Origin of the sequence: Flavobacterium sp. 38-13, from assembly GCF_001899155.1 — a bacterium.
GTDB classification, from domain to species: domain Bacteria; phylum Bacteroidota; class Bacteroidia; order Flavobacteriales; family Flavobacteriaceae; genus Flavobacterium; species Flavobacterium lindanitolerans.
This window is the reverse complement of record NZ_MKVG01000006.1, coordinates 85,097-108,530: the sequence shown is the minus strand read 5'-3', so window position 1 is coordinate 108,530 and position 23,434 is coordinate 85,097. Positions and strand designations below refer to the sequence as shown.

Sequence of the window (23,434 nt, the reverse complement as noted above, 5' to 3'; positions counted from 1 at the left end):
GGCGGCGAAACCCTTTCGCTTAATTAAGTAAACCAAACCTTATCATAAATCATGTATATGAAAACGAACGTACAGAAATCAAGAGACAAAAAAATTACAAGGTTGGCAATGCTTGCGGCACTGCTACTAATGTTGGTTGCACAGTATCAGGCCTACGGGCAGGACGGGCTTGCCGGCATCAACGAGGCCAACCAAAAGGTTAGAAGCTATTTCGCTGCGGGAACCCAGCTGATGTATGCGATAGGTGCAATCCTTGGGCTGATAGGAGCGGTCAAGGTTTACCAGAAATGGAATGCGGGCGACCAAGATACCGGAAAGGTTGCCGCCGCCTGGTTCGGCTCATGCGTATTCCTTGTAGTAGTCGCAACCGTAATCCAGTCATTTTTCGGAGTCTAAACGGAGCAGGATGCAGCAGATACTACGTGAAAAGCTTTGGGACTACATCGTATCCCATAATCCGGAACTCATACTTGGCCTTCAGGATGAGTTTTCGGTGAAATCCTATCTGACTGAAAAGGTCAGTGCCGTCAGCCAGCTAATTGAAGCGATGAAGGCAGAACGGAAGCCACCATACATCATTGAGGAAGCCTGCCTTCAGGCAATGACCGCAGAGCTTAGACCTTCCAGGTTCCTATACATCCGGGAAATATTCGAAGAAGAATTTCCGGTACAGTTTGAGGCCCTACAGGAAAGCGGGACACTGACCTACGAAATTATAAACCTTATCAGGGAATGCCAGCCACTATTCGGTGAGCTGGGATTTAGGGAAAACGGGGAGTACGGCTTCCTGCGGTACGCGGTGATAGCGCAAATTGACGAATACCTGAAATAACAGGCTGGGTATTGAAAGTGAGAGAGAAAAAGAGGGAGAGAAGATGGCCTACAGTACAGTCGATACGCTTAACAAAAACATCCGTGCCCTTTCGGTGGCTTTGGGTTACCAGAAATCGGGATTGCTACCTGATGACGGTGCCCTTGCCCTGAAAGAATATGCCGGGTTTGGAGGCCTAAAAGCTATCCTTTACCCAGAAGGCGACCTTACCTCATGGATAAAGAGCGGCGCATCCAATGCCGATCTCAACCTGCATCCCCACGTGCAAAAGCTGCACAGGCTGCTGCGCGAAAATCTGGACGGAAAGGCGTATGAAGAAGCCCTATCCTCACTTAAAAACAGTGTCCTTACTGCCTTCTATACCCCAAGTTTTGTCCCGGAAACCATATACCAGGTACTTAAGGACAACGGCATCCAGCCCAAAAAGCTATATGAGCCCTCAGCAGGTTCGGGAATATTCATTTCCGAAGCCATCAAGGCATTTCCAAGCCTTACGAATATTACGTCTGTTGAAAAGGACCTTTTGACTGGAATGGTACTGACTGCCCTAAACAGTACAAACCACGTAAAAACCACTACGAAAATAAAGGGATTGGAAGAGACTTCAATTGATGAAAATGGCGGGTTTGATCTGGTGGCCAGCAATATACCATTCGGTAATTTCTCAGTCTATGATCCCGGGTACAGGAATTCGGCGATTACTGGAAAAATCCACAACTATTTTTTTGCCAAGGGATTGGACAAGCTGGCAGAGGGCGGCATCATGGCCTATATCACTACAGATGGCTTTTTGAACAGTCCTTCAAACATGGAGGCAAGGCGCTATCTTTTTGATCGGGCCGATTTTGTCGCATTGGCAGTGATGCCCGACAACCTGATGAAAGACTCAGGCAATACGGAAGCTCCCAACCACCTGCTAATTGTCCAGAAAAACAGTGCGAAAAAGGAGCTTTCGCAGGATGAGCAGCTGTTGGCGGTAACCGATAGGAAAGAGAACGATTTCGGCTCCTTTTTCCAGAACAGCTATATCCAGGAGCATCCTGAAATCATAATCGGGGAGGTCAGTGCCGGCAAAAACCAGTATGGGCATATCCATGACAAGGTCTGGGTATCGGACGACATCAATCAGGCTGCCGAGAGGCTAAAGGAGGTATTGACAAAGGCGATTGGCGCCAATCTTAAAAGGGATCTTTATCCCAATCTCGAACAAAGCGTTCCGGAAACAGTTCCAGAACTTGGTGCGGTCGGAAAGCTGACCTACCTGAGCATGCCAAGGAGCAGGGAGAACATCGCTCCTGTCCAACTTGGCCTGTTTGACAGCCTGCCTGCCGAAAATATTGGAAGGGCCTCTGCGTATGTGAGCGAAGCCGACACCATTGTGCTGCAAGAGACAGCCCGCATCATCGGAACCATACGTACGGAGGACAGGCCGGAACATGAAGTGGTCGTACTGCTCACGGCCAAACATAAAAAAAGCAGCAACTATCTCTATAAACTACGTTCCAACGTACGGGAAGTACAGCCAGGCGTAACGAATTGGATGGGCGGGCTGCAATTGGCAGCCCAGCTGTCCGAAATCAAGAACGTGCTGGCCACATACCAGCACAGCTTCCATTTTGAAGGCGACCAGACCTTTGCGGGACATTTTAAGTTCAGGCAGGAAGCGGAAAAGATTGTGCGGGAACTGCCAGCTTTCTATACGGAAGGAATGCTTGCAATCCATAACGAAAAAATAGGCCACGTTTCCACAATCGACAAAAGCACCGATGTGGTACATTTTGAAGCTATGGCCGACCAAAGGCAAAAGCAATTCTATGAGGGCTATGTGGCATTGCGGGATGCATACCTGAAGCTTTCCGCGTCTGAAATATCGGGAATGGCTGTTGCAGAAAGGGACAGGGAAGTGGTGAACAGGATGTATGATGTTTTTGTGGCCAGGTACGGACAGCTGAACGGTATGGACAACCGCAGGCTTATCCTAGCAGACGGCTATGGCGTTACCCTGCTTTCCTCTCTGGAACGCAGGGAAGGTAAGGCCCATGTCAAGTCCGACATCCTTACGCAGTCCATAGCCAAAAAGGAAGAACTGTTCAGGACCGAAAGTCCCTTGGATGCACTGGCCCACTGCCTGAATGAAAGGGGAAAAGTGGACATTGAATTTATATCGACCATCTTGGGAACGGATGCCGCTGCCACAATCAAGTCTCTGCACGGGCACGTCTATATCAATCCTTCATGGAATGAATGGCAGACCGCGGATGCCTACCTGAGCGGAAACGTTGTTGATAAGCTAAAAACGGCAAGAAAGTACTGCCTTGAACATCCCGACAATCCTTTTTTTGCCGCAAGTAGGGACGCTTTGGAAAAAGTACAGCCCGAACCCATTCCCTTTGAGCTGTTGGACTTTAACCTGGGTGAAAGGTGGATGCCGGAAAGGCACTTCAAGGAGTTCGCCAAAAAACTGTTCGAGCAGGAAACCGAAGTGGTCTATTTCCCATCCGTGGATACCTTTAAGGTCACGGCCAAGCATAATGCAAAGGTGGACAGGGAATTTGCGGTAACTCCAAAAAGCGGGCGCACGATGTATGGCTATACACTGCTGGAACATGCGCTGGAGAATACGGCGCCTTTTTTTACCTATGAAGTAACCGGAATTGACGGGAGTACAATCCGCAAACCCGACAATGAAGCCATACAGCTGGCCAGCCAGAAGATAGAGCAGATCCGCTCCTCTTTTACGGATTACCTTGAAGGGCTGTCGGAGGGGGACAAAGATGAAATTGCCGACCATTACAACGAAATCTTCAACTGCTATGTACTACGGGAATATGACGGTACGCATCTGACATTTCCAGGTCTCGATAAGAAATCTTTGGGCATCGCTGACCTTTACGGCTCGCAGAAGAACGCGGTATGGCGTATCGTACAAAATCGCGGAGCGCTGGTAGACCACGAGGTCGGACTTGGTAAAACGCTTACGATGGTGGTAGGGGCACAGGAACTTAAAAGGCTTTCCATTGTCAACAAACCGGCAATACTTGCGCTGAAGGCCAATATCGACCAGATTGCGGAAACCTACCAGAAGGCCTATCCAACAGCGCGTATCCTGTTTCCCGGCAAGGAAGATTTTACGCCTGCCAAACGGCTGCAACTTCTGCACGAGATCAAGAACAACAATTGGGACTGCATTATAATGACCCATGAACAGTTTGAGAAAATCCCACAATCCTATGAGATACAAAGGGAGATCCTGGAAACAGAACTGCTGGCAGTGGAACAAGATCTGGAAACTGCCGAGGAGCTTGGAACCGAAATCAGCAAGAAGATATTAAAGGGGCTCGAAATCCGCAAAAACAACCTGGGGAACAAGCTCAAAAGCATTGTCAGGAACATCGAAGAAAGAAAAGATGCCGGCATTACCTTTAAGGACCTGGGCATTGACCACCTATTCGTTGACGAGTCGCACAAGTTCAAGAACCTCACTTTTACGACAAGGCACAACCGCGTCGCGGGACTTGGAAATACGGAAGGCAGCATGAGGGCGCTGAACATGCTTTTTGCCGTGAGGACCCTTCAGGAGAAATTCGATGCCGACCTCTGCGCCACATTCCTGTCAGGTACTCCCATTAGCAACAGCCTTACGGAGATGTACCTTATTTTCAAGTATATGAGGCCCAGGGAAATGGCCAGGCAGCATATCGAAAATTTTGATGGCTGGGCTGCCGTATTCGCAAAAAAGACTACCGATTATGAATTCAATATCACCAATGAGATTGTAGCCAAGGAACGGTACAGGCATTTTATCAAGGTACCGGAACTGGCCCTGTTCTATAACGAGATTACGGACTATAAGACTGCCAAGCACATCAATCTCGACAAACCGGAAATTGAGGAGGTACTGGTAAATATTCCCCTGACACCGGACCAGGAGGAATTTTCCCAAAGGCTTATGGAGTTTGCCCGTACAGGAAACGGCCTATTGATCGACAGGCCGCCCCTTACCCCATCGGAGGATAATGCCAGAATGCTGATAGCGACCAACTATGCCAAGAAAATGGCGTTGGACATGAGGCTTGTCGGAGACCAGTACTCCGACCATCCAAATGAAAAGTCCAATGTGTGCAGCAGGAACGTTGCCGAAGTTTATGCCGAGAGCACGCCGCATAAGGGAACGCAGATTATTTTCTGCGATTTGGGTACACCGAGCAGTAAGGGCTTTAACCTATATCAGGCCCTGAAAGACAAGCTGGTAAATGATTTTGATATTCCGGCACACGAAATTGCCTTTATCCATGACTGGCAGGATCGCAAAAAACCACAGCTCTGCAAGCTGATGAACAACGGGGATGTCCGCATCCTGATAGGAAGTACCGAAATGGCAGGTACGGGCCTTAACGTGCAAAAGAGGATCGTTGCCATGCACCACCTGGATATTCCATGGACACCAAAAGATCTTGAACAGCGGAATGGTCGGGGGGCACGCCAGGGTAATCTCATCGCCAAGGAATTTTGCAACAACAAGGTAAAGAACTTCATTTATGCCAAAGAGAGATCACTGGATAACTACAAGTTCAATCTTCTGAAGAACAAGCAGCTTTTCATCTCGCAGATGAAAAACAACGAACTTCAGGTAAGGACGCTGGATGAAGGCGCAATGGACGAAAAGAGCGGTATGAACTTTTCAGAATACATTGCCATCCTTTCAGGCGATAATTCCCTGCTGGAAAAATCCAAGTTGGAAAAAAGGATAGCCGTGATGGAAAGCCTGAGGACCGCCCATTACCGGGAAGTAAGCAGGAACAAGTCTGCACTGAGGGAAAAAACAGAAAAAGCCGAGCGCAATGCCACATTACTCGCAAAGCTGAAGGGCGATTGCGAACTGTACCAGAGCAGGCTGGTACTTGAACCAGACGGAACAAAATCCAATCACATCCAGTTGACCGGGTTTAAAGGCAGCGATGCCGAGGCGGTAGGAAACCATATCATCAACCTGTACAAAGCTTGGAAACCGCAGAATGAAGGCAGCACGGAGCAAAAGATAGGAAGCCTATACGGTTTCGACCTTTACATCAGGCAGGAACGGGAACCCTACCGCATAGACGACGGGCTCGTACAATACAGGAGCTACAATAATTTCTATGCAACAACGGCCAACTCTGGGATAAAATATACCTATAACGACGGTTTTCCGAATATCGACAATCCAAAACTTTCCGCCCGCCATTTTTTGAATGCCATTGACAGGACTGTCACGCTTAAACAGCGGTACGAAAAGGAGCTCCTCGAATTTGAAAACGAAAGGCCGCAATTGGAAAGGCTTGCCGGAAAAGCCTTCGCGCAGGAAGAAGAACTTAAAAGCATGAAAAGCGAATTGGCCGGGCTGGAAGCCGACATAGCCAAAAAGCTTGGGGAGAAACAGATGGACAGGGACGGAAATGCCGAAGCGGATAACGAAGGGGTTTGCGAACCGGAGGAAGTGGAAATGGCAGAAATCATAGAGCCTGAAAAAACGGAACAGATTCCTACGCATAATTTGATGCAGCAGACCTATGCGGCCATGCGCAGGAACAATAGGATGAAATTCAGATAAGATCATAAAATAAAATCACAGATGGCAAATAGCGTATACAAGATCAATAAGGGAATCAACCAAAGTATTGAGTTCAAGGGACTAAAGGCGCAGTACATATGGTACCTGGGAGGAGGTATTGTAATCCTGATGGTAATGTTCGCAATCCTGTATTTCTTTGGACTGCCTTCCTACCTGTGCGTAGGAATCATTGCCGCTATCGGAACCGTAATGGTCATCAAGATCTACAAAATGAGCCACAAGTACGGCGAACATGGCCTAATGAAGGCACTGGCAAAAAAGCGGCTGCCCAAGGCCCTGCGATCTCGAACAAGGAATCTATTTATAAAACTATAACTATGGAACTACAAAGAGTATTACCCGAAATCGTTGTCGGCGATATCACCCTCATCGTAGATGTAGCATTTGCCGATGTCAGGCACAAGGAATTTCGCGCGTGCAGGGCAAGCTTTAATGAAATGGAGAGGGAAGGAAACGGCTATGCGGTTTACATCGAGCCCGAGCTACAGGGACTTTCCGTGACGCCGCATCCGTACTATTCAAAACATATCATAGGGCAGATGGTGGACCTTGATCCCGAGGGTATCTGTATCAAGTATGGGCTTGAAAAGGACAGCCTGCCCAAGGACGATAATGATTTGCGGTGCGACCCCCGATTAATCGAGGAGCGGTTGCAGGGAATCCTGCCAAAAATCGACATTGCAGGCAGAAAATACCATATAGATATCCGAGTCGGTGAGCTTCGGGACAGCACAGAGCCACACAGTAGGATCCAGTTAAAAGCGCTAGAGATAAACGACGCGGGAAACTACATTTTTCTGTACGACCACGAAAGACACAATGTCATCCATGCAGATCTTGACAACATAGAGAAGGAGCCCGAAAACACAGTGCTGGTGGAACTGCCGCATGACCTTTGGCTCGATCCAATTGGTGCGGCCAGAAAGGAAGGCACGTACGAGCTTTCTCTGCTCGGCTCATTTCCGCTCCAGCATGATTTGAAGGCCAGGATATACCCGCTGGCAGAAACGGACGTGCCAATCTACATAGCAAAAAACCTGGAACGCAAAAACAAGGATTTTGAAGATGACGACCCAAGGTCGGAAAGGTTACGCAAGAAGGGCAGGCGTATTTAATGCCGCCCATAAAGGATAAGTAAACTAATGATTTTTTAAAGCGAAAGGGACAGTGGAATGGAAAGAGAACTGCCATTTATCACCATTTCGGGAACCGAGTTCCTGATAGAGGTTGAAAATTTACAGTTGGTGCAAAGAGGGAACCCCGCCAACACCATTTCAATCTTTGAAATGGACGACGACGGCAATGGTTACAGCTTCAACTATTGCCGGAATAATAAGACCATACAGGGTCCCGGTTGGCAAAGGCCTGATTTGGTACGGGTTCACCTCCCTGAACTGGTAGAGATGGACCCCGAAGGGATGGCGGCGAAGTACGGCCTTCCATTGTCCGACCTAAAAGGAAAGAGGGACTTGGATGTGATGGTTGACAAAGAGGCGCTGGAACTGAGGTTAAAGGGAAGGCTTCCGACGATGGAGATTGCAGGACATGTCTTTTATGTTGACATCCACATGGATATGCTCAGGCCACACGATGACTTTCAATCCAAAGGTATTCGTTTCGAAGACCTCGAAATCTATTATGACAATGAAGGTACGGGGGAATACATTATACCATACCATCCAGGGAGGCGTGAATTTGAAGATGTCGATCTTCATAATATGGTCGAGTTTCCCAAAGACCTCATACTGGTGGGCTTCCCCCACGAGCGATTTCTTGACCCTATCGGATGCAACAGGAAGGCCGGATATGACAAACTGCATGGGTTGAAAAAAACTCCCGTAAAGACGCATTTCTCGGCAAGGGCAGTTGACCTGAAGGGCACAATATTCCAAAGGATTATGGACCGTAACCGGGGCAGACTGGAAAAAAAGGAAAGCAGGGGGCGCAGGCCAAAACAGGGACCCAGGAAGATATAAAAGAAGATGAACCATAAAGGAATAGTGAGATGGAAAAGATGTTGGAGGATATATTCCCTATCATGGATGTGCAGCACGACTGCATACTCAGTAAAAATGGCGATGTAACGATAGTATTTAGGGCCGAGCTGCCAGAGATATTCACCCTTTCGGACCAGGAATATGAGGCATTCCACCAGACGTGGATAAAGGCAATCAAGATTCTGCCAAAACACACGGTACTGCATAAGCAGGACTGGTTTTTGGACAGTACCTTCAGTCCCGATTTCTCGGGACCGGATAATAGCTTTTTAAGCAGGAGCAGTGACAGGTTCTTCAACGAACGTCCCTTTCTGGACCACTCGTGCTACATCATGCTCACCAAAAAGCCCGCGAACAGGAAAGGCGCAAGCTCGCTTTTTTCTAACCTGCTAAGAAGGAATATCGTACCGGAGGAGACCCTGTCCAAACAGGCCCTGCAGGACTTCGTCGACAGCTCGGGGCAGTTCCGCCGCATCATGGAAGACAGCGGTTTTGTCAAACTGCAAAGAATGACGGACTATTTCCTGAAAAGCAACAGGCGGACCAAAGGGCTTATTGAAAGGTATGTCTACCTGAGCGAAAGGGAAAGCAGCCATATCATCAACGATATCAGCTTTGACGAAGGACTCAGGGTTGGAGACCGCTACTGCCAGCTTTATACTTTGGGAGATGCAGCAGATCTGCCGGCCCTGTGCGGAAGCCGAATCAATTATGACAGGTATTCCACCGACAGGACCAAGTTCAGCATCGGCTTTGCCTCGACTCTTGGACAGCTTTTGCCCTGCAACCACATCTATAACCAATTTATATTTATCGACGATGCACAGAAGGCCATCCAGCGGCTGGAAGCCAAACGCCTCCGTCTCCAGTCCCTTTCCGCCTACAGCCGCGAGAACCTTATTGCCCGCGACTCGACCAATGCCTTCCTGAATGAAGCCATCTCTCAGCAGAGGCTGCCCGTAAAGGCACATTTCAACGTAATGGTATGGTGCGATGACAGGGAGGAACTGAAGCAGCTCAAGAATATGGTCTCATCCGCACTGGCGCAGATGGATGCCGTGGCAAAGCAGGAAACAGTCGGCGCAGCACAGATCTTTTGGGCGGGCATTCCAGGCAACGCGGCCGACTTTCCGATGAACGACACCTTTGATACGTTTGCCGAACAGGCCACCTGTTTCCTAAATCTCGAAACTGGATACCGCACCTCGCTCAGTCCGTTCGGCATCCGTTTGGGTGACAGGCTGACGGGAAAGCCCGTACATGTGGACATATCGGACGAGCCGATGGACTTGGGCGTCTGTACCAACAGGAACAAGTTTATCCTTGGCCCATCGGGCAGCGGAAAATCCTTTTTCACCAACCACATGGTACGTAGCTACTACGAACAGGGAACGCATATCGTGCTGGTAGACGTCGGACATAGCTACAGGGGACTCTGTGACATGGTAAATGGATATTACTTTACCTATAGCGAGCAGAACCCCATCCGTTTCAATCCCTTCTATATCGGGGAGGGCGACAGTTTGGACACCGAGAAAAAGGAAAGTATCAAAACCCTACTTCTCGCACTTTGGAAGAAGCACGACGAGCAGTTCAGGCGCAGCGAGTATGTGGCGCTTTCCAACGCCATCGGCGGGTACTACGAACATCTTGAAAACCATCCCGAGGTATTTCCGTGCTTCAATTCTTTTTATGCCTTTCTGCGTGAGAAGTATACAAAGGTACTGGAAGGCGACAGGGTAAAGGAGAAGGATTTCGACATTGACAACTTCCTCTATGTACTCCGTCCGTACTATGAGGGAGGGGAATTCGACTATCTCCTTAATGCCACCGAGAACCTAAACCTGCTCACGGAAAGGTTTATTGTGTTTGAGCTGGATAATATCAAGGACCATCCCATTCTTTTTCCGGTCGTAACGATCATCATCATGGAGGTCTTCATCAATAAGATGCGAAAGATGAAGGGTATCCGGAAGATGATCCTGATAGAGGAGGCGTGGAAGGCGTTGATGAAGGAGGGTTTTGCCGAATACATCAAATACCTTTTCAAAACCGTTAGGAAGTTTTTTGGGGAGGCCATTGTCGTGACACAGGAGGTTGAGGATATCATTTCATCGCCTATCGTAAAACAGGCCATTATTAACAATTCAGACTGCAAGATACTGCTCGACCAGAGCAAGTACCAGAACAAATTCGACCAGATCCAGGAACTATTGGGACTTACCGAAAAGGAGAAGGCATTGGTGCTATCCGTCAACAAAGCCAATGACCCTTCCAAAAAATACAAGGAGGTCTTTATCAGCCTCGGTGGTATGCTGAGCAAGGTGTACCGTACAGAGGTTAGCCTGGAAGAATATCTCGCCTATACGACCGAGCAGAGCGAAAAGGTAAAACTGGCCGAATATGCAGAAAGGTTCGGCTGCAATATCCAGAAAGGCATCATGGCGATGGCCGAAGAAATCAGGAGTAAAACCTAAAAATCAAAAACCATGAAGAAATACCTAAAAATACTGTTGGCTGCACTTGCACTGTCCATTGCCTCGGTGCCAGTCCATGAAGCTAGGGCCCAGGCCGGCATTATGGCAGTAATACAACAGGGCATCAAGCGCGTAATCCGTGCCGTTGACCTGAAGATACAAAGGCTCCAGAACAAAACGATATGGTTGCAGAACGCGCAAAAGACACTCGAAAATGCCCTGTCAAAACTGAAGCTCAAAGAAATAGCGGAATGGACCGAAAAGCAAAAGGAACAATATCGGAAATACTATGAGGAGCTCGCTAAGGTAAAGGCCATGATTACCTATTACCAGCGTATCCGTGAAGTGGCCCAAAAGCAGGTTGCGATGGTCAACGAGTACAGCAGGGCTTGGGCACTCATCCGTAGCGACCGGAACTTTACCGCCAACGAGCTGGCCTATATGGAAAAGGTGTATAGCGGCATTTTGGAGGCCACTATAGACAATATAGACCAGATTACGCTAATCATCGAGTCCTTTGCCCTTCATATGGGCGATGCCAAAAGGTTGCAGCTCATCAATGATGCCGCAGATAAGATCGACATTACGTACGATGACCTACGCCGCTTTAACCGGCAGAACATGGTTTTAAGCCTGCATCGTGCCAAGACCGCCCAGGAAATAGCGGCCGTAAAGAAACTATATGGACTACCCTAAAGATTTGAACATGAAAAAGACATTCATCATTTTATTCCTGCTGATAGCAGCAATACACACCTCCCAGGCACAAACGTGGAGCGAATGGACCAAGCAGAAAAAGACACAGCGCAAGTACCTCGTGCAGCAGATCGCAGCACTGAAAGTATATGCGGGATATGTAAGGGAAGGCTACAGTATTGCCAAGAAAGGACTGACTACCATCGGCAGTTTCAAACGTGGCGAGTTCAGCCTGCACACCGATTTTTTCAATTCCCTGAAAACGGTAAACCCGAAAGTGAGACGCTCGGTAAAGGTGGGCCAGACCATTGAACTGCAGCTGAGGATGGTGCGGGACTATAACAGGACGGTAAGGCAGCTGCGTGATGGCGGTATGCTGTCCATCGATGAGCTGGAATATCTCAGTAGGGTATTTGGCCGGCTGATGGTAGACTGTTCCCAAACGATCGATGCGCTGATTGATGTGACTACAAGCGGCGCATTGGAAATGACCGACGACCAGCGGCTATCGCGCATTGACGCCCTTCACAATGACATGCAGCAGAAATACACTTTTCTGCAAGGGCTTACCAACGATACCAAAGTAATGGCCCTTTCCAGAAAGTACGAAGAGACCGATGTTAAAACCAGCCGTGCAATGTATGGCATAAACCAGGAACCATGAAAAGCATCTTGACCTCCATTTTATGCGTGGTCCTTTTAGGAGGATCGGCACGAGCGCAGTCACATGAGGCGCAGCAGCTACTGCTGAACGTGGAAAAACTGTCCCAGTTCAAGCAATTGCTAAAGGATATGAAAAAAGGCTACGAGATACTGACCTATGGCTACAATACGGTCAAGGATATCTCCCAAGGGAATTTCAGCCTGCACAAAACTTTCCTTGATGGCCTTCTCCAGGTAAGTCCCACAGTCAGGAACTACCGCAAGGTGGCGGGCATCGTAAACTACCAGATTACCCTGGTCGATGAATACAGGAGCGCATTCGGACGCTTCAGGAGGGAGGGCAATTTCACGCCCCAGGAAATCCAATACCTTTCCACGGTCTACGGTAGGCTGTTCGACGACAGCCTAAGGAACCTCGATGACCTGGCTACCATAATCACCGCAGGCAGGGCACGTATGAGCGACGATGAACGCCTTAGGGAGATTGACCGCATTTTCGCGGATATGGAGGACAAGGTGCTGTTCCTGCGAAACTTTAATAACAACACATCGGTGCTGGCACTGCAAAGGGCAAAAGAAAGAAAAGACGCGCAAACCGTCGGCAGGCTGCACGGAATAAATCCAAACTAATAATCACATGAAAACAACGAAAAAAATAGCCTTGGCAATGCTGATGCTACTTCTTCCCATTTTAGGAAGGGCACAGGGGCTTGCCGATGAAATGAACGGGCTGCATGGTGTCTTGGACCAGCTCTACAATGAAATGATGCCATTATGCAGCCAGCTGATCGGGGTCGGCCAGGGCCTGGCCGGATTTGCAGCACTATGGTACATTGCCTCGAGGGTCTGGCGCCATCTTGCCAATGCCGAGCCCATAGACTTTTATCCCCTGATGAGGCCATTTGCCATCGGCCTGTGCATCCTGCTCTTCCCGTCCGTGATGGCAATCATCAACGGCGTGATGAAACCCCCCGTTACCGGAACCGCCAAAATGGTCGAGGGAAGCAACAAGGCCATTGCCGTCCTGTTGAAAAAAAAGGAGGAAGCCATCAAAACCACAAATGCGTGGCAGATGTACGTGGGAGAAAGCGGCAGCGGGGACCGCGACCGTTGGTACAAATACACGCACGATAACGCAAGCCCTGATGACGAAGGAATGTTTGAAGGCATAGGCAATGACATCAAGTTTGCCATGTCCAAGCTGTCCTACAATTTCAGGAACTCCGTCAAGGAGTGGATGAGCGAAGTCCTCCGTATACTGTTTGAAGCTGCGGCACTTTGCATAGATACCCTCAGGACCTTCCAACTTGTCGTGCTCTCCATACTTGGCCCATTGGTATTTGGATTGGCAGTCTTTGACGGCTTCCAACATACGCTCACTGTGTGGCTTGCAAGGTACATCAACATCTTCCTATGGCTTCCGGTAGCAAACATATTTGGAAGCATTATAGGCAAAATCCAGGAAAAGATGCTGGCCTATGACATTTCCCAGATCAATGCCACTGGTGATACCTTTTTCAGCCGTACGGATGCGGCCTACCTGGTCTTTATGATAATCGGAATCGTGGGCTATTTCACCGTACCGTCCGTGGCGAACTATATCGTCCATGCAGGGGGAGGCGGAGCCCTGGGCCAGAAAATTACGGGCATGTTCGGACGAAGCACGCAGACCGTGGTCAGCTCCACTACAGCAGGCGTGGGCATGGCTGCTGACGCGATGGGAAAAGTTGCAGGACAGATGTCACAGAGCATGGCCGCAAACGGAAACAGCGCACCGTATTTCGATGACGGTAACGGGAAGCCGGCAGGCTACCAGAATGAAAGGTTAAAGGGAAATTCTTAAAGACATCAGCATGTTTACAAAAATGAAAAATATAGATACCGCGTTTGCCCAAGTCAGAAAGTTTACGTTGGCGGTAGTATGCGGCAGCATACTGGCCACATGTTTTGCGGTGTACCACAGCTTTAGGCTGGTAAGTGAAATGCAGGCCCGCATCTACATCCTGGCTAACGGGAAGGCGCTGGAAGCCTATTCCTCAGACCGTAAGGAAAATATCCCTGTTGAGGCCCGAGACCACGTAAAAACCTTTCACAAGCTGTTTTTTACCCTCGACCCCGACGATAAGGCGATACAGGCAAATATCGCCAAAGCCCTATATCTGGCCGACGGTAGCGCAAAAAGGGCCTATGATGACCTGAAGGAAAACGGGTACTATGCGGGGCTGATCAGCGGGAATGTAAACCAGACCATCGCCATTGACAGCGTAATGATTGACATCAATTCACATCCCTACCGTTTCCGGTGCTATGCCACCCAAACCATTATAAGGCCGACCACGGTAACTACCAGGAGCCTCCTAACGGAAGGCAGCCTACGTAGCATATCCAGAAGCGATAATAACCCGCACGGTTTTCTCATCGAACGATGGAACACATTGGATAACAGGGATATCAAAAGCACGAATAGAAACCACTAAAAATAATGATTATGGATAAGTCAAAAGAAGAGGGATTCGCGAAGAGGGGACTGTCCGCAAAAATCCGACAGGCCGAGAGGCGAGGCGCCGACTGGCTCGAAAAATCTACCAGACATTACAACAGGAGGACATGGGGAATTTTATTGGCAATCTTCATCATGCTCGGAGGTGCAGTATCAGGATTACTGCTCATCGGCGGGCTGACAGGAGAGCTTGAAAAAGCCTTTAGCCTTGAACGGATCACAAGAACGATTAGCAGTCCGCCGGCCGAAAATGAAGGTGCAAATCGGGATCAGCTGACCAAAGCGGAATTTGATAGGCTGGTGGAATATAGGGCGTTTCTCGATAGCCTCCAGAAAAGCCCGGAAGGGCGGGTAAGATACCTGAAGATAGTCAGCAGACATCCCGGTATTCCCGATAGCCTAGGCAGGATCATCAAATATTACCAATCACAAATTAAAAATAGATAAAAATGGAAAATCAATTGAAACGAGAAAGAAAGCGAAAGCTGATGTTGATTCTCCCCGTGCTTGTACTGCCGTTTATTACCCTCATTTTTTGGGCATTGGGCGGTGGGCGAACCTACGGAACAGAATCATCCGAAAAAAAGATACCCGGAGTTAACTTCAGGTTACCGGATGCGCAGATATCCGAGGAAGCGGACCTTGATAAAATGGGCTACTATACCAAGGCCAAAAAGGACTCCATCAAATTCCAGGAGATGCTAAGGAACGACCCTTCCTATCGGGACGCAGGGCCGATGGAAGGACAGGCCCAGCAATTTAACGGCTACCCGCCAGCCGGTACGGGCATGAACAATTCCCTGTATGGCTCCGGCTACAATGACCCGAATACCCAAAAGGTCTATGAACGCCTCTCCATGCTCAACAGGGAACTGGCAAGACCTGGCAGCGGAAATCCATACCAGGATCCGTATGCGATGGGACAAAGGGGAGCCAATGCCCTGAAAGGTTCGGAGGTCGACCGCTTGGAGCAGATGATGAACATGATGAGCCAGCCGGAAGGCGATGATCCGGAAATGCGCCAGCTTAACGGCATGCTGGAGAAAATCCTTGACATCCAACATCCCGACAGGGTTAGGCAAAAGCTGAAAGACGGTAGTGATGCAAAGCGCGGGCAGGTCTATGCCGTTACCGGAGCACAAAAGGAGAATAACATTACAGTTTTAACAGCTGGAAGAACAGGAAATGAAGCCGGTTTCTTCGCTCTCGAGGAGAATGCCGAAACGATAGGGCAGAATGCCATACAGGCAGCTGTACACGAGAACCAGACGATCGTGACAGGTTCAACCATAAAGCTAAGGCTTTTGAACGACATCACGGTGAACGGCACGCTCATCCCCAAGGACAATTTTGTGTTCGGTAAGGCATCGCTCGAAGGCGAAAGGCTGACAATCAAAATTGCCAGTATCCGGTACAGAAATTCCCTCTATCCGGTTGAGCTTGCAGTCTTCGACCTTGACGGAATGGACGGTATCCGTATTCCGGGGGCGATTACCAGGGATGTTGCCAAACAGTCTGTTGACCGTTCCCTTCAGGCCATAGGAATGACCTCGCTCGACCCGTCGGTAGAAGCGCAGGCCGCGGGAGCGGGAATCGAGGCCGTGAAATCGCTGGTCAGCAGAAAAATAAAACTGGTAAAGGTGATGGTAAAGGCCGGCTACAAGGTCCTTCTGAGGGACGAAAAACAGAAACAATCCTATTAATGAACAAAACACAGAGAAATGAAAACAATAAGCAAGATTTTTTGGGCTGTGGCCCTATTTGTAATGCCTTTAAAGGGCATGGCGCAGGAGAAGGTATTGGGAACGATAGAGGCTTATCGAATACAGATAAGCACTGACAAGACCACCAACATCATTTTTCCCTTTGGAATAGTCAGTGTGGATAGGGGCGATAGGCATATCCTGGTACAAAAGGCGAAAGGGGCCGAGAACATTTTGCAGGTGAAGGCCGCCAACGACAGCATCAGGGAAAGTAACCTTAGCGTTATTACTTCCGATGGCAAGCTCAATTCCTTCATTGTCACCTATGCAAAGCAACCGGCCCAGTTGAACGTATCGCTTGGAGATGATGCCAGAAAGGGTGCCATTTTCCTTTCGGCGGACCAGATCGACCATGCCGAAATTCTGGCCTGCTCGAAACAGGCATTTCACTCGCGAAAGAGGCTGGGCGGCATCCATGAAAAAAACTTCGGGATCGGTTTTAGGCTGGACGGGATATTTATACACAAAAAACTAATGTACTTCAGAATGAGGGTAGAAAACAGGTCCAATATCGGTTATGATGTTGACCAGCTGCGATTCTATATACTCGACCAGAAGAAGGCCAAGAGGACTGCCAGCCAGGAGGTGGAGGTTACACCCGTAAATTTATTTAATGGCCTTACCAGGATACTTCCGCGTGAGAGAAGCACCATGGTCGTAGCACTGCCAAAATTTACCATCCCGGAAAAGAAGTTTCTGGCCATACAGCTAATGGAAGGCAACGGAGGCAGGCATTTGGAACTGCGTATAAAAAACAGGATACTTTTCAAGGTCAACCAGATCAATATCCCTACAACCAGATAGAAGGAAGGCTTGTGAAGAAATATAGTATCATATATGCAGACCCTCCCTGGGAATATAATGTTTGGAAGAAGAAGGGAAAGGGTAGGACAGCCGCAAGCCACTATCTGACGCTAAGCCTCGAATCCCTTAAAAAACTGAATGTGCCACAGATATGTGCCGCTGACTGCGTCCTGTTCCTTTGGGTAACCTTTCCCAATCTTAGGGAAGGACTGGAATTGGCAGGCAGTTGGGGATTCAGGTACAAGACCGTTGCCTTCGTATGGGTCAAGACCAATCCTAAAAGCGGCGGACTGTTTGTCGGGCTTGGCCACTACACCAGGGCGAATGCCGAAATGGTACTCCTTTTTACCAAGGGGAAGGCATTGGAAAGAAAGGCGAAGGATGTCAGACAGGTAATTATGGAGCCCAGAAGCCGACACTCCCAAAAACCGGACGCTGTGCGGGAACGCATTACCAAGCTTTTCGGAGCTCTCCCACGGGTGGAACTTTTCGCAAGGGACAGGCCGGATGCAGGACATGGCGAAATTTTTAAGGGATGGGATGTATTCGGGTTCGAAGTCAAGAATTCGATAGAAATCGAAAGCAAAATTTAAATAAATATGAAGATTAGGATAGAGGACTATGAAGAAGTCCTGGAGTATCTAATGAAACAACGGTGGGAGGGCGGGGACGAATTAATTGCATTCTGTGACAGCAACTCGCCCGTTGACAGGCAGGGAATGCACACCTTTTCCACAGCAGAGGCAGCGGCAGAGTTCTGTTATGAAATGACTACCGACGTGGCCCGTTTCGATTACATCGCCATTAGAATGGCATACAGGTTAATGTCAGACGCCAAGAACGATCTGGACAAGCTAATGCATAGCAACGGAATCGTGGACATTGGGGGTATGGTTACAAACTACCTTACCAGTGCAAAAAAAAAAAAAACGAAATAATCGATAACATAAAACTAAAAGCGATGAACATGGCAAATTTAGAATACCTGCAAGAGCAGGTCAAAAAGACCGGATTTGGAGACCAATTGACTGAAAAAATTGCTAATGCAATATCAGGGGGACCCGCAGATTTCAAGTTGGACTTTCAAACGAAGTTTGGAAACGATGAGGTGAATGCTGAATTGAGTTTTAGCAGGTCAAAGTCCACAGACATGTATTTCTTCAATTCCTATAAGGCCGAAGTGCAAAAGGAAGGAAATGAGGAAAAGGTTTCACAGACCTTTTTCATTAACGGTTTCGAGAACAGGCAGAACAATATTTATCTGAAGGAAGCCTACAACCTACTGTGCGGAAGATGTGTCAATAAGGATTTAATCAACCGCGAGGGAGAGATGTACAACTCATGGCTACAGTTGGATTTCACACAAACCAACGAACACGGAAACTTCAAGACAAAATACTACAGCGAAAAGTACGGTTATGACCTTGAAGATGCGCTTGGCAAACATGCGATAAAAGAACTGTCAAATGTTGAGCACAAAGCGAATCTGTTGAAATCCCTTAAGAAGGGAAATCTTCAATCGGCGACCTTTCAAAAAGATGGCCAGGAAATCAAAAAGTTCATTGAAGCCAGCCCGCAATTCAAGTCGATCAATGTCTACGATGCAAATATGAAGCGTGAAGGACAGCGACAAGCAAAACAGGAAAAGGAAGGACAGGAAAACGGCCAATCGCAGAAGCGTTCCGAAAGGCAGGCAAATGACCATGACGATGCGCCCGATATTCCAGAGCAAAAGAGTAAAAAAAGGGCGGCAAGGCAGTCTAGGTAATTTTAGAAGACAGGTAAACGATGGATAGCAACAGGGTTGAAACGGAATTAGCCAGATGGCTGGAAATGGAGGCACGTATTGGGAAACTATTTTCCAATACGCCTTCTGCCAATAGGGTTGTATTACAGCAGAAGTTGGGACGGTATAACCTATTGGTCAGCAAATACAAGGCGACGTCCAATTTAAGCGAAAGATATACTTTGGCTATTGTTGCGGCTGAAAGGCGTAACATCGAAAGGCAGCTTTATCCGAACCTGCTGATAAGACTCTTTCGCCGTGTGTTGACAGCGCCTATACTAACAAGTGCAGTGGCAAAAATTGAAGAAAAAAATATGGAAGCAAATACCCGTGCGTTGCAAGAAAGACTCCAACGTATGGGCTTTTCAGACGTATTCGAGAAAGTGCAGGAAAAGATTGGGGAGGGGCATAGCCAATTCAGTGTTCCGGTATCGCACTTTATGGATGACCAGAGGAGAATGGACTACAAGATTGCTGTAGTTGCTCACGGAAATGGTAGTTACCATGTAAAAGGTTTCGAGGCGGCTTTGTTTGATCGTAGAAAAACGGCTGACATTAAAGGGCGGTTCTTTGAACAGGGACAAATAAATAGTGTGGATGCCATTCAGGCGTTCCATCTGCTTTCAGGCCGCTCGGTGGAAATGAACGGCAAATGGTGCCAACTGGATTTTAATGACAGGGACGAAAATGGAAACTATCTCCTAAAAGATTACCGCACGGGCCAAGAGTACGATCTGCGGGAAAAATTGAAAAATTTGCCACTGAAGGATTTTGGTTTTGATAACCAGCAAAAGCTGGTAGATGCCCTAAAAGCAGGCGAACGTAGAGAGGCAACGCTAATATTTAATGGTAAGGAGGTAAAGATTTTTATTGAGGCTAATCCACAGTTCAGGACGCTTACCATTTACGATGAACATTCCAAAAACATTACAATAAACAAGCCGGTAGAGCCAAATGACTTGAGTGCCGTGCGCAGCATGGTAAATTGGATAGGAGAAAAGCCTATCAATAGAAAGGCTTCAAAAAAGATTAATTAAAATGATGGAACAGGTAAAAGCGTTGAATGATTTCTTTGCTGCAATTGAAAAGGATGGAAGGATAAGCATTACCCATATCGGAATTTACGCGGCATTGTTGGAATACAGGATGAGAAATAATTTTATTAATCCTGTCGTTTTATTCAGCCATGATATAATGGGAATAGCGAAAATATCTGCTGTAAAAACATACTATAAATGTATCAGGGAATTGAATGATTACGGATATATAAAATATATCCCATCTTATAAGAATAATCAGGGTAGCAAGGTGTTTTTTAACAGCTAGATCGGTAAGAAATTTAAAAGGAGAAGGAATTATGGAAGGAGGAATAACAAAAGACGACCTTAGGCAATTTGGATTAGTGCTTAAAAATGAAATACGTAAAATGTTAGAGATACAAAATAGTACCCAAACAGAGCACACCGAAATTTATCCGGGATGGATTAAAAGCAGGAAGGTGAGAAGCATGCTCGATATGTCGGCGGGAACATTACAGAATCTTAGAATTAGTGGAAAGGTCCGATACAAAAAGGTGCTTGGCTCATATTATTACAATGAAACTGATCTCAGGGCGCTATTTGAAATAAAAGGAGGAAAGAAATGACTTTTGATGTTTTAAAAGGTTATATGAGGTTGCTTGAAAATGACCGTAAACTGAATGTCTGGCACCATGCGCTGATGAATGCGATTCTACACCTTGCCTGTCTGCAAAATCAGTACAAGGTCATTCGTGTAAGCAGGCGCAGGCTTATGGCTCTTTCCCACATTGCCACCTTACCAACTTACCATAAATATTTTAAGGAGCTACAGGAAATGGGCTATATAATCTACCGTCCTTCTTTTGATCCCAGGTACAGAAGTGAAGTTGAACTTTTACTCAAGGTGAAAGTTGTTAAATTGTGATTTCGATTGTACGCTAATAGCCATTGCCTAGCGGAAGCTGAATCACAGATAGCCGTATTCTATTGCTTTTTTGATTAATCCGGCAGTATTATTGCATTCGGTCTTTTTCAGGATATTTTTATGGTGGCTGCGTACCGTATGGTACGAAAGGAAGAGGTGGCTGGCGATTTCTTTGCAGGTATATCCTTGTCCAAGAAATTTTAAAATTTCGATTTCCCTTCTTGTAAGGTTTGGGCTAGGATAGGTGAAGCAAGGGTCGGCCGAGAGCTGTATCTGATAAAAATCACTTCTTCCTCCTATGCCGGACAGTGTCACAATATGGTTGTTTTGCGAACTCAGATGGCTAATGTCGGTATGGATATTGGCAGACTGTACCAGTTTTCCGTTCTCATCCTTTGCCGTATGTATGGCCTGATGGTGAAATAGTCTATAAGTTCCGTCGGCAGTTTTCATACGGAAACAATAGCCCGACTTGATGTTGAGCTGGTGTTCAAAACCTATTTCGGCGAGTTTGACCAATGTCCAATTTTCCGCATCGATTACAAAACTCACATCATCAGGATGAATCAGTGCAATGATTTCACTTAAGTGTTTTGGAAAAGCTGAAAGACCGTGGATGCTTAAAATGTTGGAATGGAAATTGGAAATCGTGCTATCTGTAATGTTAATCACATAGTAGTAAAATTCTCCCACAGCGAACATTTCTGAAACTAGCGCCCCAATGTTGATAGGCACATTGACTTCCTTATGCTTGTTCTCCATTGCCTGGGGATACTTCTCCCAGACCTTATTTAAAACGTGTCTGATCGGCTTCATATTTGGTAGTGCTTGATTCAAAAATAATGCATTTCTTAAAAAAAATACCGCATACGCGGTATTTTTTTGATGGTTTAAAGTGCCTAATTTTATCTCCGTAACAAAGTCAGGGGCCTTCGTCCCAGTTTATTTCTAACAAATAGGCTATCGTAAGCCTGCATCCTTACAGTTAGCTGTCCCCCGAATCAAAAGCGTCTAACAGTAATAGAGAAACAATGAAGATAAACTTTCTACTGCCTTGCCTTATTTTATTGTGCAACATAAGTAGTGCACAAAACCGTATCGCAATCTTTGGTAGTTTCCAAGGCGATAATGCTTTTACCGTAGAGGCATTCAGCTCCTTTTCTACTATGACCGGCTACCAAACGACCCGGTTCATTATCACAAACAAAACGGGCGACGATGTTGATGTCAAATTCGAGGTAGCCATAACCTATACCTGCGGAAGGGTCCAAAAAAACTCGATCAACTACTACATAAGGGGAATGGAGCAAATTATCTCAAGCGATTGGCTGAAGGAAACGACCGATAAGGAATGTATAAAAACCGAAGTTGATGGAACAAAAAATACGATCGTCGGGGTTAGCTATCTGGGGCTCGTCACCAAAAACCACTCCATGGACAAAAGAAAGGCCAAACAGCAATGGCAGGCAACTTTAGGAAATGTGCAAAAATACCTTAAGCAGAAAAACTATAACGGTGCCAAGATAGCTCTTGATAAGGCAAATGAACTGGATCTTGATGCCAATGACAGACAGGCACTGCAGAATTGGTATAGGAAGGTCGACTCAGCACAGAAAGAGGAAGAAAACCGGAAGGAAATGGTAGTCTCAAAAATAGAACAAAACACGTCAAAAAGCTCGAAAACAAGTGATTTTTGGGACAGTGCGGATGGAAACAGCAGCAGTAAATCCAATGTTTCAAGATCATCCAAGACAGAAACGGCGCAGGAAAAAAAGACAAGGGAAGCGCAACAGGCAATAGAAAGGACGAATAAAATATTGGCGGAAAATGAGAAGAATCGGCAGGAGACGGAAAGAAAAGTAAACCAGTGGTCCAATAACCTGAATACTACATTTTATGCTGCCCAGGCGGCATCTGAAGGTTACCAAAAGATGGAGCAGAACTCAAAACTGTCGGGAAACTATAGAACAGTCGAAGAATTGGAAGCGGAATTTAACCAGAAATACAATGCCCTTAGCCAAGATGCACAAAACTGGAAACAGGCTGCGGATGAATCCACCCGTGCAGGAACGAATCTTCTCTTTAACGACGGTACGGCTTCGGGACAGGCCACGGCAGAATTTGTGGGAACGGTAGCCTCCTTATTTAATAGTTCTGAAAGGGAAGAGAGGGAACGCAAAGAAGCGTTGGAGCGGGAAAAGGAAAAGGCTCTGGAAGAGCTCAACAGAAAGAGATGGAACGCGATTATTGATTTAAGGCAGAAGATTTTTGAACAGTTCACAGACGGAGGTACCCCCCTTTCCAAGCACGGTATCCAGACTCCCGAAGTGTATTGTTTTGCGTATTCCTTTAATGCGGCTG

General features: G+C 47.2%; 24 protein-coding genes. 23 read left to right on the top strand and 1 reads right to left on the bottom strand.

Annotated elements, in window-relative coordinates; translation table 11 throughout:
* The first annotated feature begins 108 nt into the window (after nucleotides 1-108).
* From BGO88_RS02570 to BGO88_RS02465, 22 genes are read left to right on the top strand one after another with little or no spacing between them, the layout of a single operon-like run.
* Nucleotides 109-396 carry a DUF4134 domain-containing protein gene (locus BGO88_RS02570; protein WP_286705895.1) on the top strand — a complete coding sequence of 96 codons (288 nt, stop codon included), beginning with the start codon at nucleotides 109-111 and terminating at the stop codon, nucleotides 394-396.
* A 10-nt stretch (nucleotides 397-406) separates the two neighbouring features.
* Nucleotides 407-832 (top strand): hypothetical protein, encoded by a 426-nt coding sequence (locus BGO88_RS02565; protein ID WP_286705841.1) that lies wholly within the window; start codon nucleotides 407-409, stop codon nucleotides 830-832.
* Nucleotides 833-875: 43 nt separating this feature from the next.
* Nucleotides 876-6,422 (top strand): helicase-like domain-containing protein, encoded by a 5,547-nt coding sequence (locus BGO88_RS02560; RefSeq protein WP_286705840.1) that lies wholly within the window; start codon nucleotides 876-878, stop codon nucleotides 6,420-6,422.
* 21 nt (nucleotides 6,423-6,443) lie between these two features.
* On the top strand, nucleotides 6,444-6,758 hold the full coding sequence (locus BGO88_RS02555; RefSeq protein ID WP_286705839.1) for a DUF4133 domain-containing protein: 315 nt from the start codon (nucleotides 6,444-6,446) through the stop codon (nucleotides 6,756-6,758).
* A gap of 2 nt (nucleotides 6,759-6,760) precedes the next feature.
* Complete coding sequence (locus BGO88_RS02550; protein WP_286705838.1) at nucleotides 6,761-7,558, top strand: hypothetical protein; 798 nt, start codon at nucleotides 6,761-6,763, stop codon at nucleotides 7,556-7,558.
* A gap of 57 nt (nucleotides 7,559-7,615) precedes the next feature.
* Nucleotides 7,616-8,419 (top strand): hypothetical protein, encoded by an 804-nt coding sequence (locus BGO88_RS02545; RefSeq protein ID WP_286705837.1) that lies wholly within the window; start codon nucleotides 7,616-7,618, stop codon nucleotides 8,417-8,419.
* Between the two features lie 29 nt (nucleotides 8,420-8,448).
* Nucleotides 8,449-10,917 (top strand): TraG family conjugative transposon ATPase, encoded by a 2,469-nt coding sequence (locus BGO88_RS02540; protein ID WP_286705836.1) that lies wholly within the window; start codon nucleotides 8,449-8,451, stop codon nucleotides 10,915-10,917.
* Between the two features lie 12 nt (nucleotides 10,918-10,929).
* Nucleotides 10,930-11,613, top strand: coding sequence for a conjugal transfer protein TraI (locus BGO88_RS02535; protein ID WP_286705835.1), 684 nt, complete (start codon nucleotides 10,930-10,932; stop codon nucleotides 11,611-11,613).
* A 10-nt stretch (nucleotides 11,614-11,623) separates the two neighbouring features.
* Complete coding sequence (locus BGO88_RS02530; RefSeq protein ID WP_286705834.1) at nucleotides 11,624-12,277, top strand: hypothetical protein; 654 nt, start codon at nucleotides 11,624-11,626, stop codon at nucleotides 12,275-12,277.
* Nucleotides 12,274-12,906 carry a TerB family tellurite resistance protein gene (locus BGO88_RS02525; protein ID WP_286705833.1) on the top strand — a complete coding sequence of 211 codons (633 nt, stop codon included), beginning with the start codon at nucleotides 12,274-12,276 and terminating at the stop codon, nucleotides 12,904-12,906. The genes BGO88_RS02530 and BGO88_RS02525 overlap by 4 nt, the downstream gene beginning before the upstream one ends.
* A gap of 7 nt (nucleotides 12,907-12,913) precedes the next feature.
* Entirely contained in the window at nucleotides 12,914-14,119 is a 1,206-nt protein-coding gene (gene traJ / locus BGO88_RS02520; protein WP_286705832.1) for a conjugative transposon protein TraJ, read from the top strand.
* A gap of 22 nt (nucleotides 14,120-14,141) precedes the next feature.
* Nucleotides 14,142-14,753, top strand: a complete 612-nt coding sequence (gene traK, locus BGO88_RS02515; protein WP_286705831.1) for a conjugative transposon protein TraK — start codon at nucleotides 14,142-14,144, stop codon at nucleotides 14,751-14,753.
* Between the two features lie 11 nt (nucleotides 14,754-14,764).
* On the top strand, nucleotides 14,765-15,223 hold the full coding sequence (locus tag BGO88_RS02510) for a hypothetical protein (RefSeq protein WP_286705830.1): 459 nt from the start codon (nucleotides 14,765-14,767) through the stop codon (nucleotides 15,221-15,223).
* A 2-nt stretch (nucleotides 15,224-15,225) separates the two neighbouring features.
* On the top strand, nucleotides 15,226-16,479 hold the full coding sequence (gene traM, locus BGO88_RS02505; protein ID WP_286705829.1) for a conjugative transposon protein TraM: 1,254 nt from the start codon (nucleotides 15,226-15,228) through the stop codon (nucleotides 16,477-16,479).
* Between the two features lie 18 nt (nucleotides 16,480-16,497).
* Nucleotides 16,498-17,343 carry a conjugative transposon protein TraN gene (traN, locus tag BGO88_RS02500; RefSeq protein ID WP_286705828.1) on the top strand — a complete coding sequence of 282 codons (846 nt, stop codon included), beginning with the start codon at nucleotides 16,498-16,500 and terminating at the stop codon, nucleotides 17,341-17,343.
* Nucleotides 17,344-17,354: 11 nt separating this feature from the next.
* Nucleotides 17,355-17,936 (top strand): MT-A70 family methyltransferase, encoded by a 582-nt coding sequence (locus BGO88_RS02495; protein ID WP_286705827.1) that lies wholly within the window; start codon nucleotides 17,355-17,357, stop codon nucleotides 17,934-17,936.
* Nucleotides 17,937-17,942: 6 nt separating this feature from the next.
* A complete protein-coding gene (locus BGO88_RS02490) occupies nucleotides 17,943-18,281 on the top strand; it encodes a hypothetical protein (protein ID WP_286705826.1) in 339 nt (112 codons plus the stop codon).
* Between the two features lie 29 nt (nucleotides 18,282-18,310).
* Complete coding sequence (locus tag BGO88_RS02485; protein ID WP_286705825.1) at nucleotides 18,311-19,111, top strand: hypothetical protein; 801 nt, start codon at nucleotides 18,311-18,313, stop codon at nucleotides 19,109-19,111.
* Between the two features lie 20 nt (nucleotides 19,112-19,131).
* Nucleotides 19,132-20,166 carry a hypothetical protein gene (locus BGO88_RS02480; protein WP_286705824.1) on the top strand — a complete coding sequence of 345 codons (1,035 nt, stop codon included), beginning with the start codon at nucleotides 19,132-19,134 and terminating at the stop codon, nucleotides 20,164-20,166.
* Nucleotide 20,167: 1 nt separating this feature from the next.
* Entirely contained in the window at nucleotides 20,168-20,455 is a 288-nt protein-coding gene (locus tag BGO88_RS02475) for a hypothetical protein (protein ID WP_502686498.1), read from the top strand.
* A gap of 31 nt (nucleotides 20,456-20,486) precedes the next feature.
* Nucleotides 20,487-20,774, top strand: coding sequence for a helix-turn-helix domain-containing protein (locus BGO88_RS02470; protein ID WP_286705823.1), 288 nt, complete (start codon nucleotides 20,487-20,489; stop codon nucleotides 20,772-20,774).
* Nucleotides 20,771-21,073, top strand: coding sequence for a hypothetical protein (locus BGO88_RS02465; RefSeq protein WP_286705822.1), 303 nt, complete (start codon nucleotides 20,771-20,773; stop codon nucleotides 21,071-21,073). Before BGO88_RS02470 ends, BGO88_RS02465 begins: the two co-directional genes overlap by 4 nt.
* A gap of 42 nt (nucleotides 21,074-21,115) precedes the next feature.
* Here the strand turns inward: BGO88_RS02465 and BGO88_RS02460 are convergent, their stop codons facing one another.
* Complete coding sequence (locus BGO88_RS02460; protein WP_286705821.1) at nucleotides 21,116-21,889, bottom strand: LuxR C-terminal-related transcriptional regulator; 774 nt, start codon at nucleotides 21,887-21,889, stop codon at nucleotides 21,116-21,118.
* A gap of 215 nt (nucleotides 21,890-22,104) precedes the next feature.
* Between BGO88_RS02460 and BGO88_RS02455 the strand changes: the two genes are divergently transcribed.
* Nucleotides 22,105-23,434, top strand: a 1,330-nt coding sequence (locus tag BGO88_RS02455) for a hypothetical protein (protein ID WP_286705820.1), incomplete at its 3' end; no start/stop codon positions are given.

Coding starts and splice junctions, on each gene's coding strand:
- traM (WP_286705829.1), top strand. CDS start 15,226: ATGGAAAATCAATTGAAACGAGAAAGAAAGCGAAAGCTGATGTTGATT.
- BGO88_RS02460 (WP_286705821.1), bottom strand. CDS start 21,889: ATGAAGCCGATCAGACACGTTTTAAATAAGGTCTGGGAGAAGTATCCC.
- traJ (WP_286705832.1), top strand. CDS start 12,914: ATGAAAACAACGAAAAAAATAGCCTTGGCAATGCTGATGCTACTTCTT.
- BGO88_RS02550 (WP_286705838.1), top strand. CDS start 6,761: ATGGAACTACAAAGAGTATTACCCGAAATCGTTGTCGGCGATATCACC.
- BGO88_RS02525 (WP_286705833.1), top strand. CDS start 12,274: ATGAAAAGCATCTTGACCTCCATTTTATGCGTGGTCCTTTTAGGAGGA.
- BGO88_RS02485 (WP_286705825.1), top strand. CDS start 18,311: ATGGCAAATTTAGAATACCTGCAAGAGCAGGTCAAAAAGACCGGATTT.
- BGO88_RS02475 (WP_502686498.1), top strand. CDS start 20,168: ATGATGGAACAGGTAAAAGCGTTGAATGATTTCTTTGCTGCAATTGAA.
- BGO88_RS02560 (WP_286705840.1), top strand. CDS start 876: ATGGCCTACAGTACAGTCGATACGCTTAACAAAAACATCCGTGCCCTT.
- traK (WP_286705831.1), top strand. CDS start 14,142: ATGAAAAATATAGATACCGCGTTTGCCCAAGTCAGAAAGTTTACGTTG.
- BGO88_RS02540 (WP_286705836.1), top strand. CDS start 8,449: ATGGAAAAGATGTTGGAGGATATATTCCCTATCATGGATGTGCAGCAC.
- BGO88_RS02470 (WP_286705823.1), top strand. CDS start 20,487: ATGGAAGGAGGAATAACAAAAGACGACCTTAGGCAATTTGGATTAGTG.
- traN (WP_286705828.1), top strand. CDS start 16,498: ATGAAAACAATAAGCAAGATTTTTTGGGCTGTGGCCCTATTTGTAATG.
- BGO88_RS02565 (WP_286705841.1), top strand. CDS start 407: ATGCAGCAGATACTACGTGAAAAGCTTTGGGACTACATCGTATCCCAT.
- BGO88_RS02535 (WP_286705835.1), top strand. CDS start 10,930: ATGAAGAAATACCTAAAAATACTGTTGGCTGCACTTGCACTGTCCATT.
- BGO88_RS02530 (WP_286705834.1), top strand. CDS start 11,624: ATGAAAAAGACATTCATCATTTTATTCCTGCTGATAGCAGCAATACAC.
- BGO88_RS02510 (WP_286705830.1), top strand. CDS start 14,765: ATGGATAAGTCAAAAGAAGAGGGATTCGCGAAGAGGGGACTGTCCGCA.
- BGO88_RS02545 (WP_286705837.1), top strand. CDS start 7,616: ATGGAAAGAGAACTGCCATTTATCACCATTTCGGGAACCGAGTTCCTG.
- BGO88_RS02480 (WP_286705824.1), top strand. CDS start 19,132: ATGGATAGCAACAGGGTTGAAACGGAATTAGCCAGATGGCTGGAAATG.
- BGO88_RS02555 (WP_286705839.1), top strand. CDS start 6,444: ATGGCAAATAGCGTATACAAGATCAATAAGGGAATCAACCAAAGTATT.
- BGO88_RS02465 (WP_286705822.1), top strand. CDS start 20,771: ATGACTTTTGATGTTTTAAAAGGTTATATGAGGTTGCTTGAAAATGAC.
- BGO88_RS02490 (WP_286705826.1), top strand. CDS start 17,943: ATGAAGATTAGGATAGAGGACTATGAAGAAGTCCTGGAGTATCTAATG.
- BGO88_RS02570 (WP_286705895.1), top strand. CDS start 109: ATGCTTGCGGCACTGCTACTAATGTTGGTTGCACAGTATCAGGCCTAC.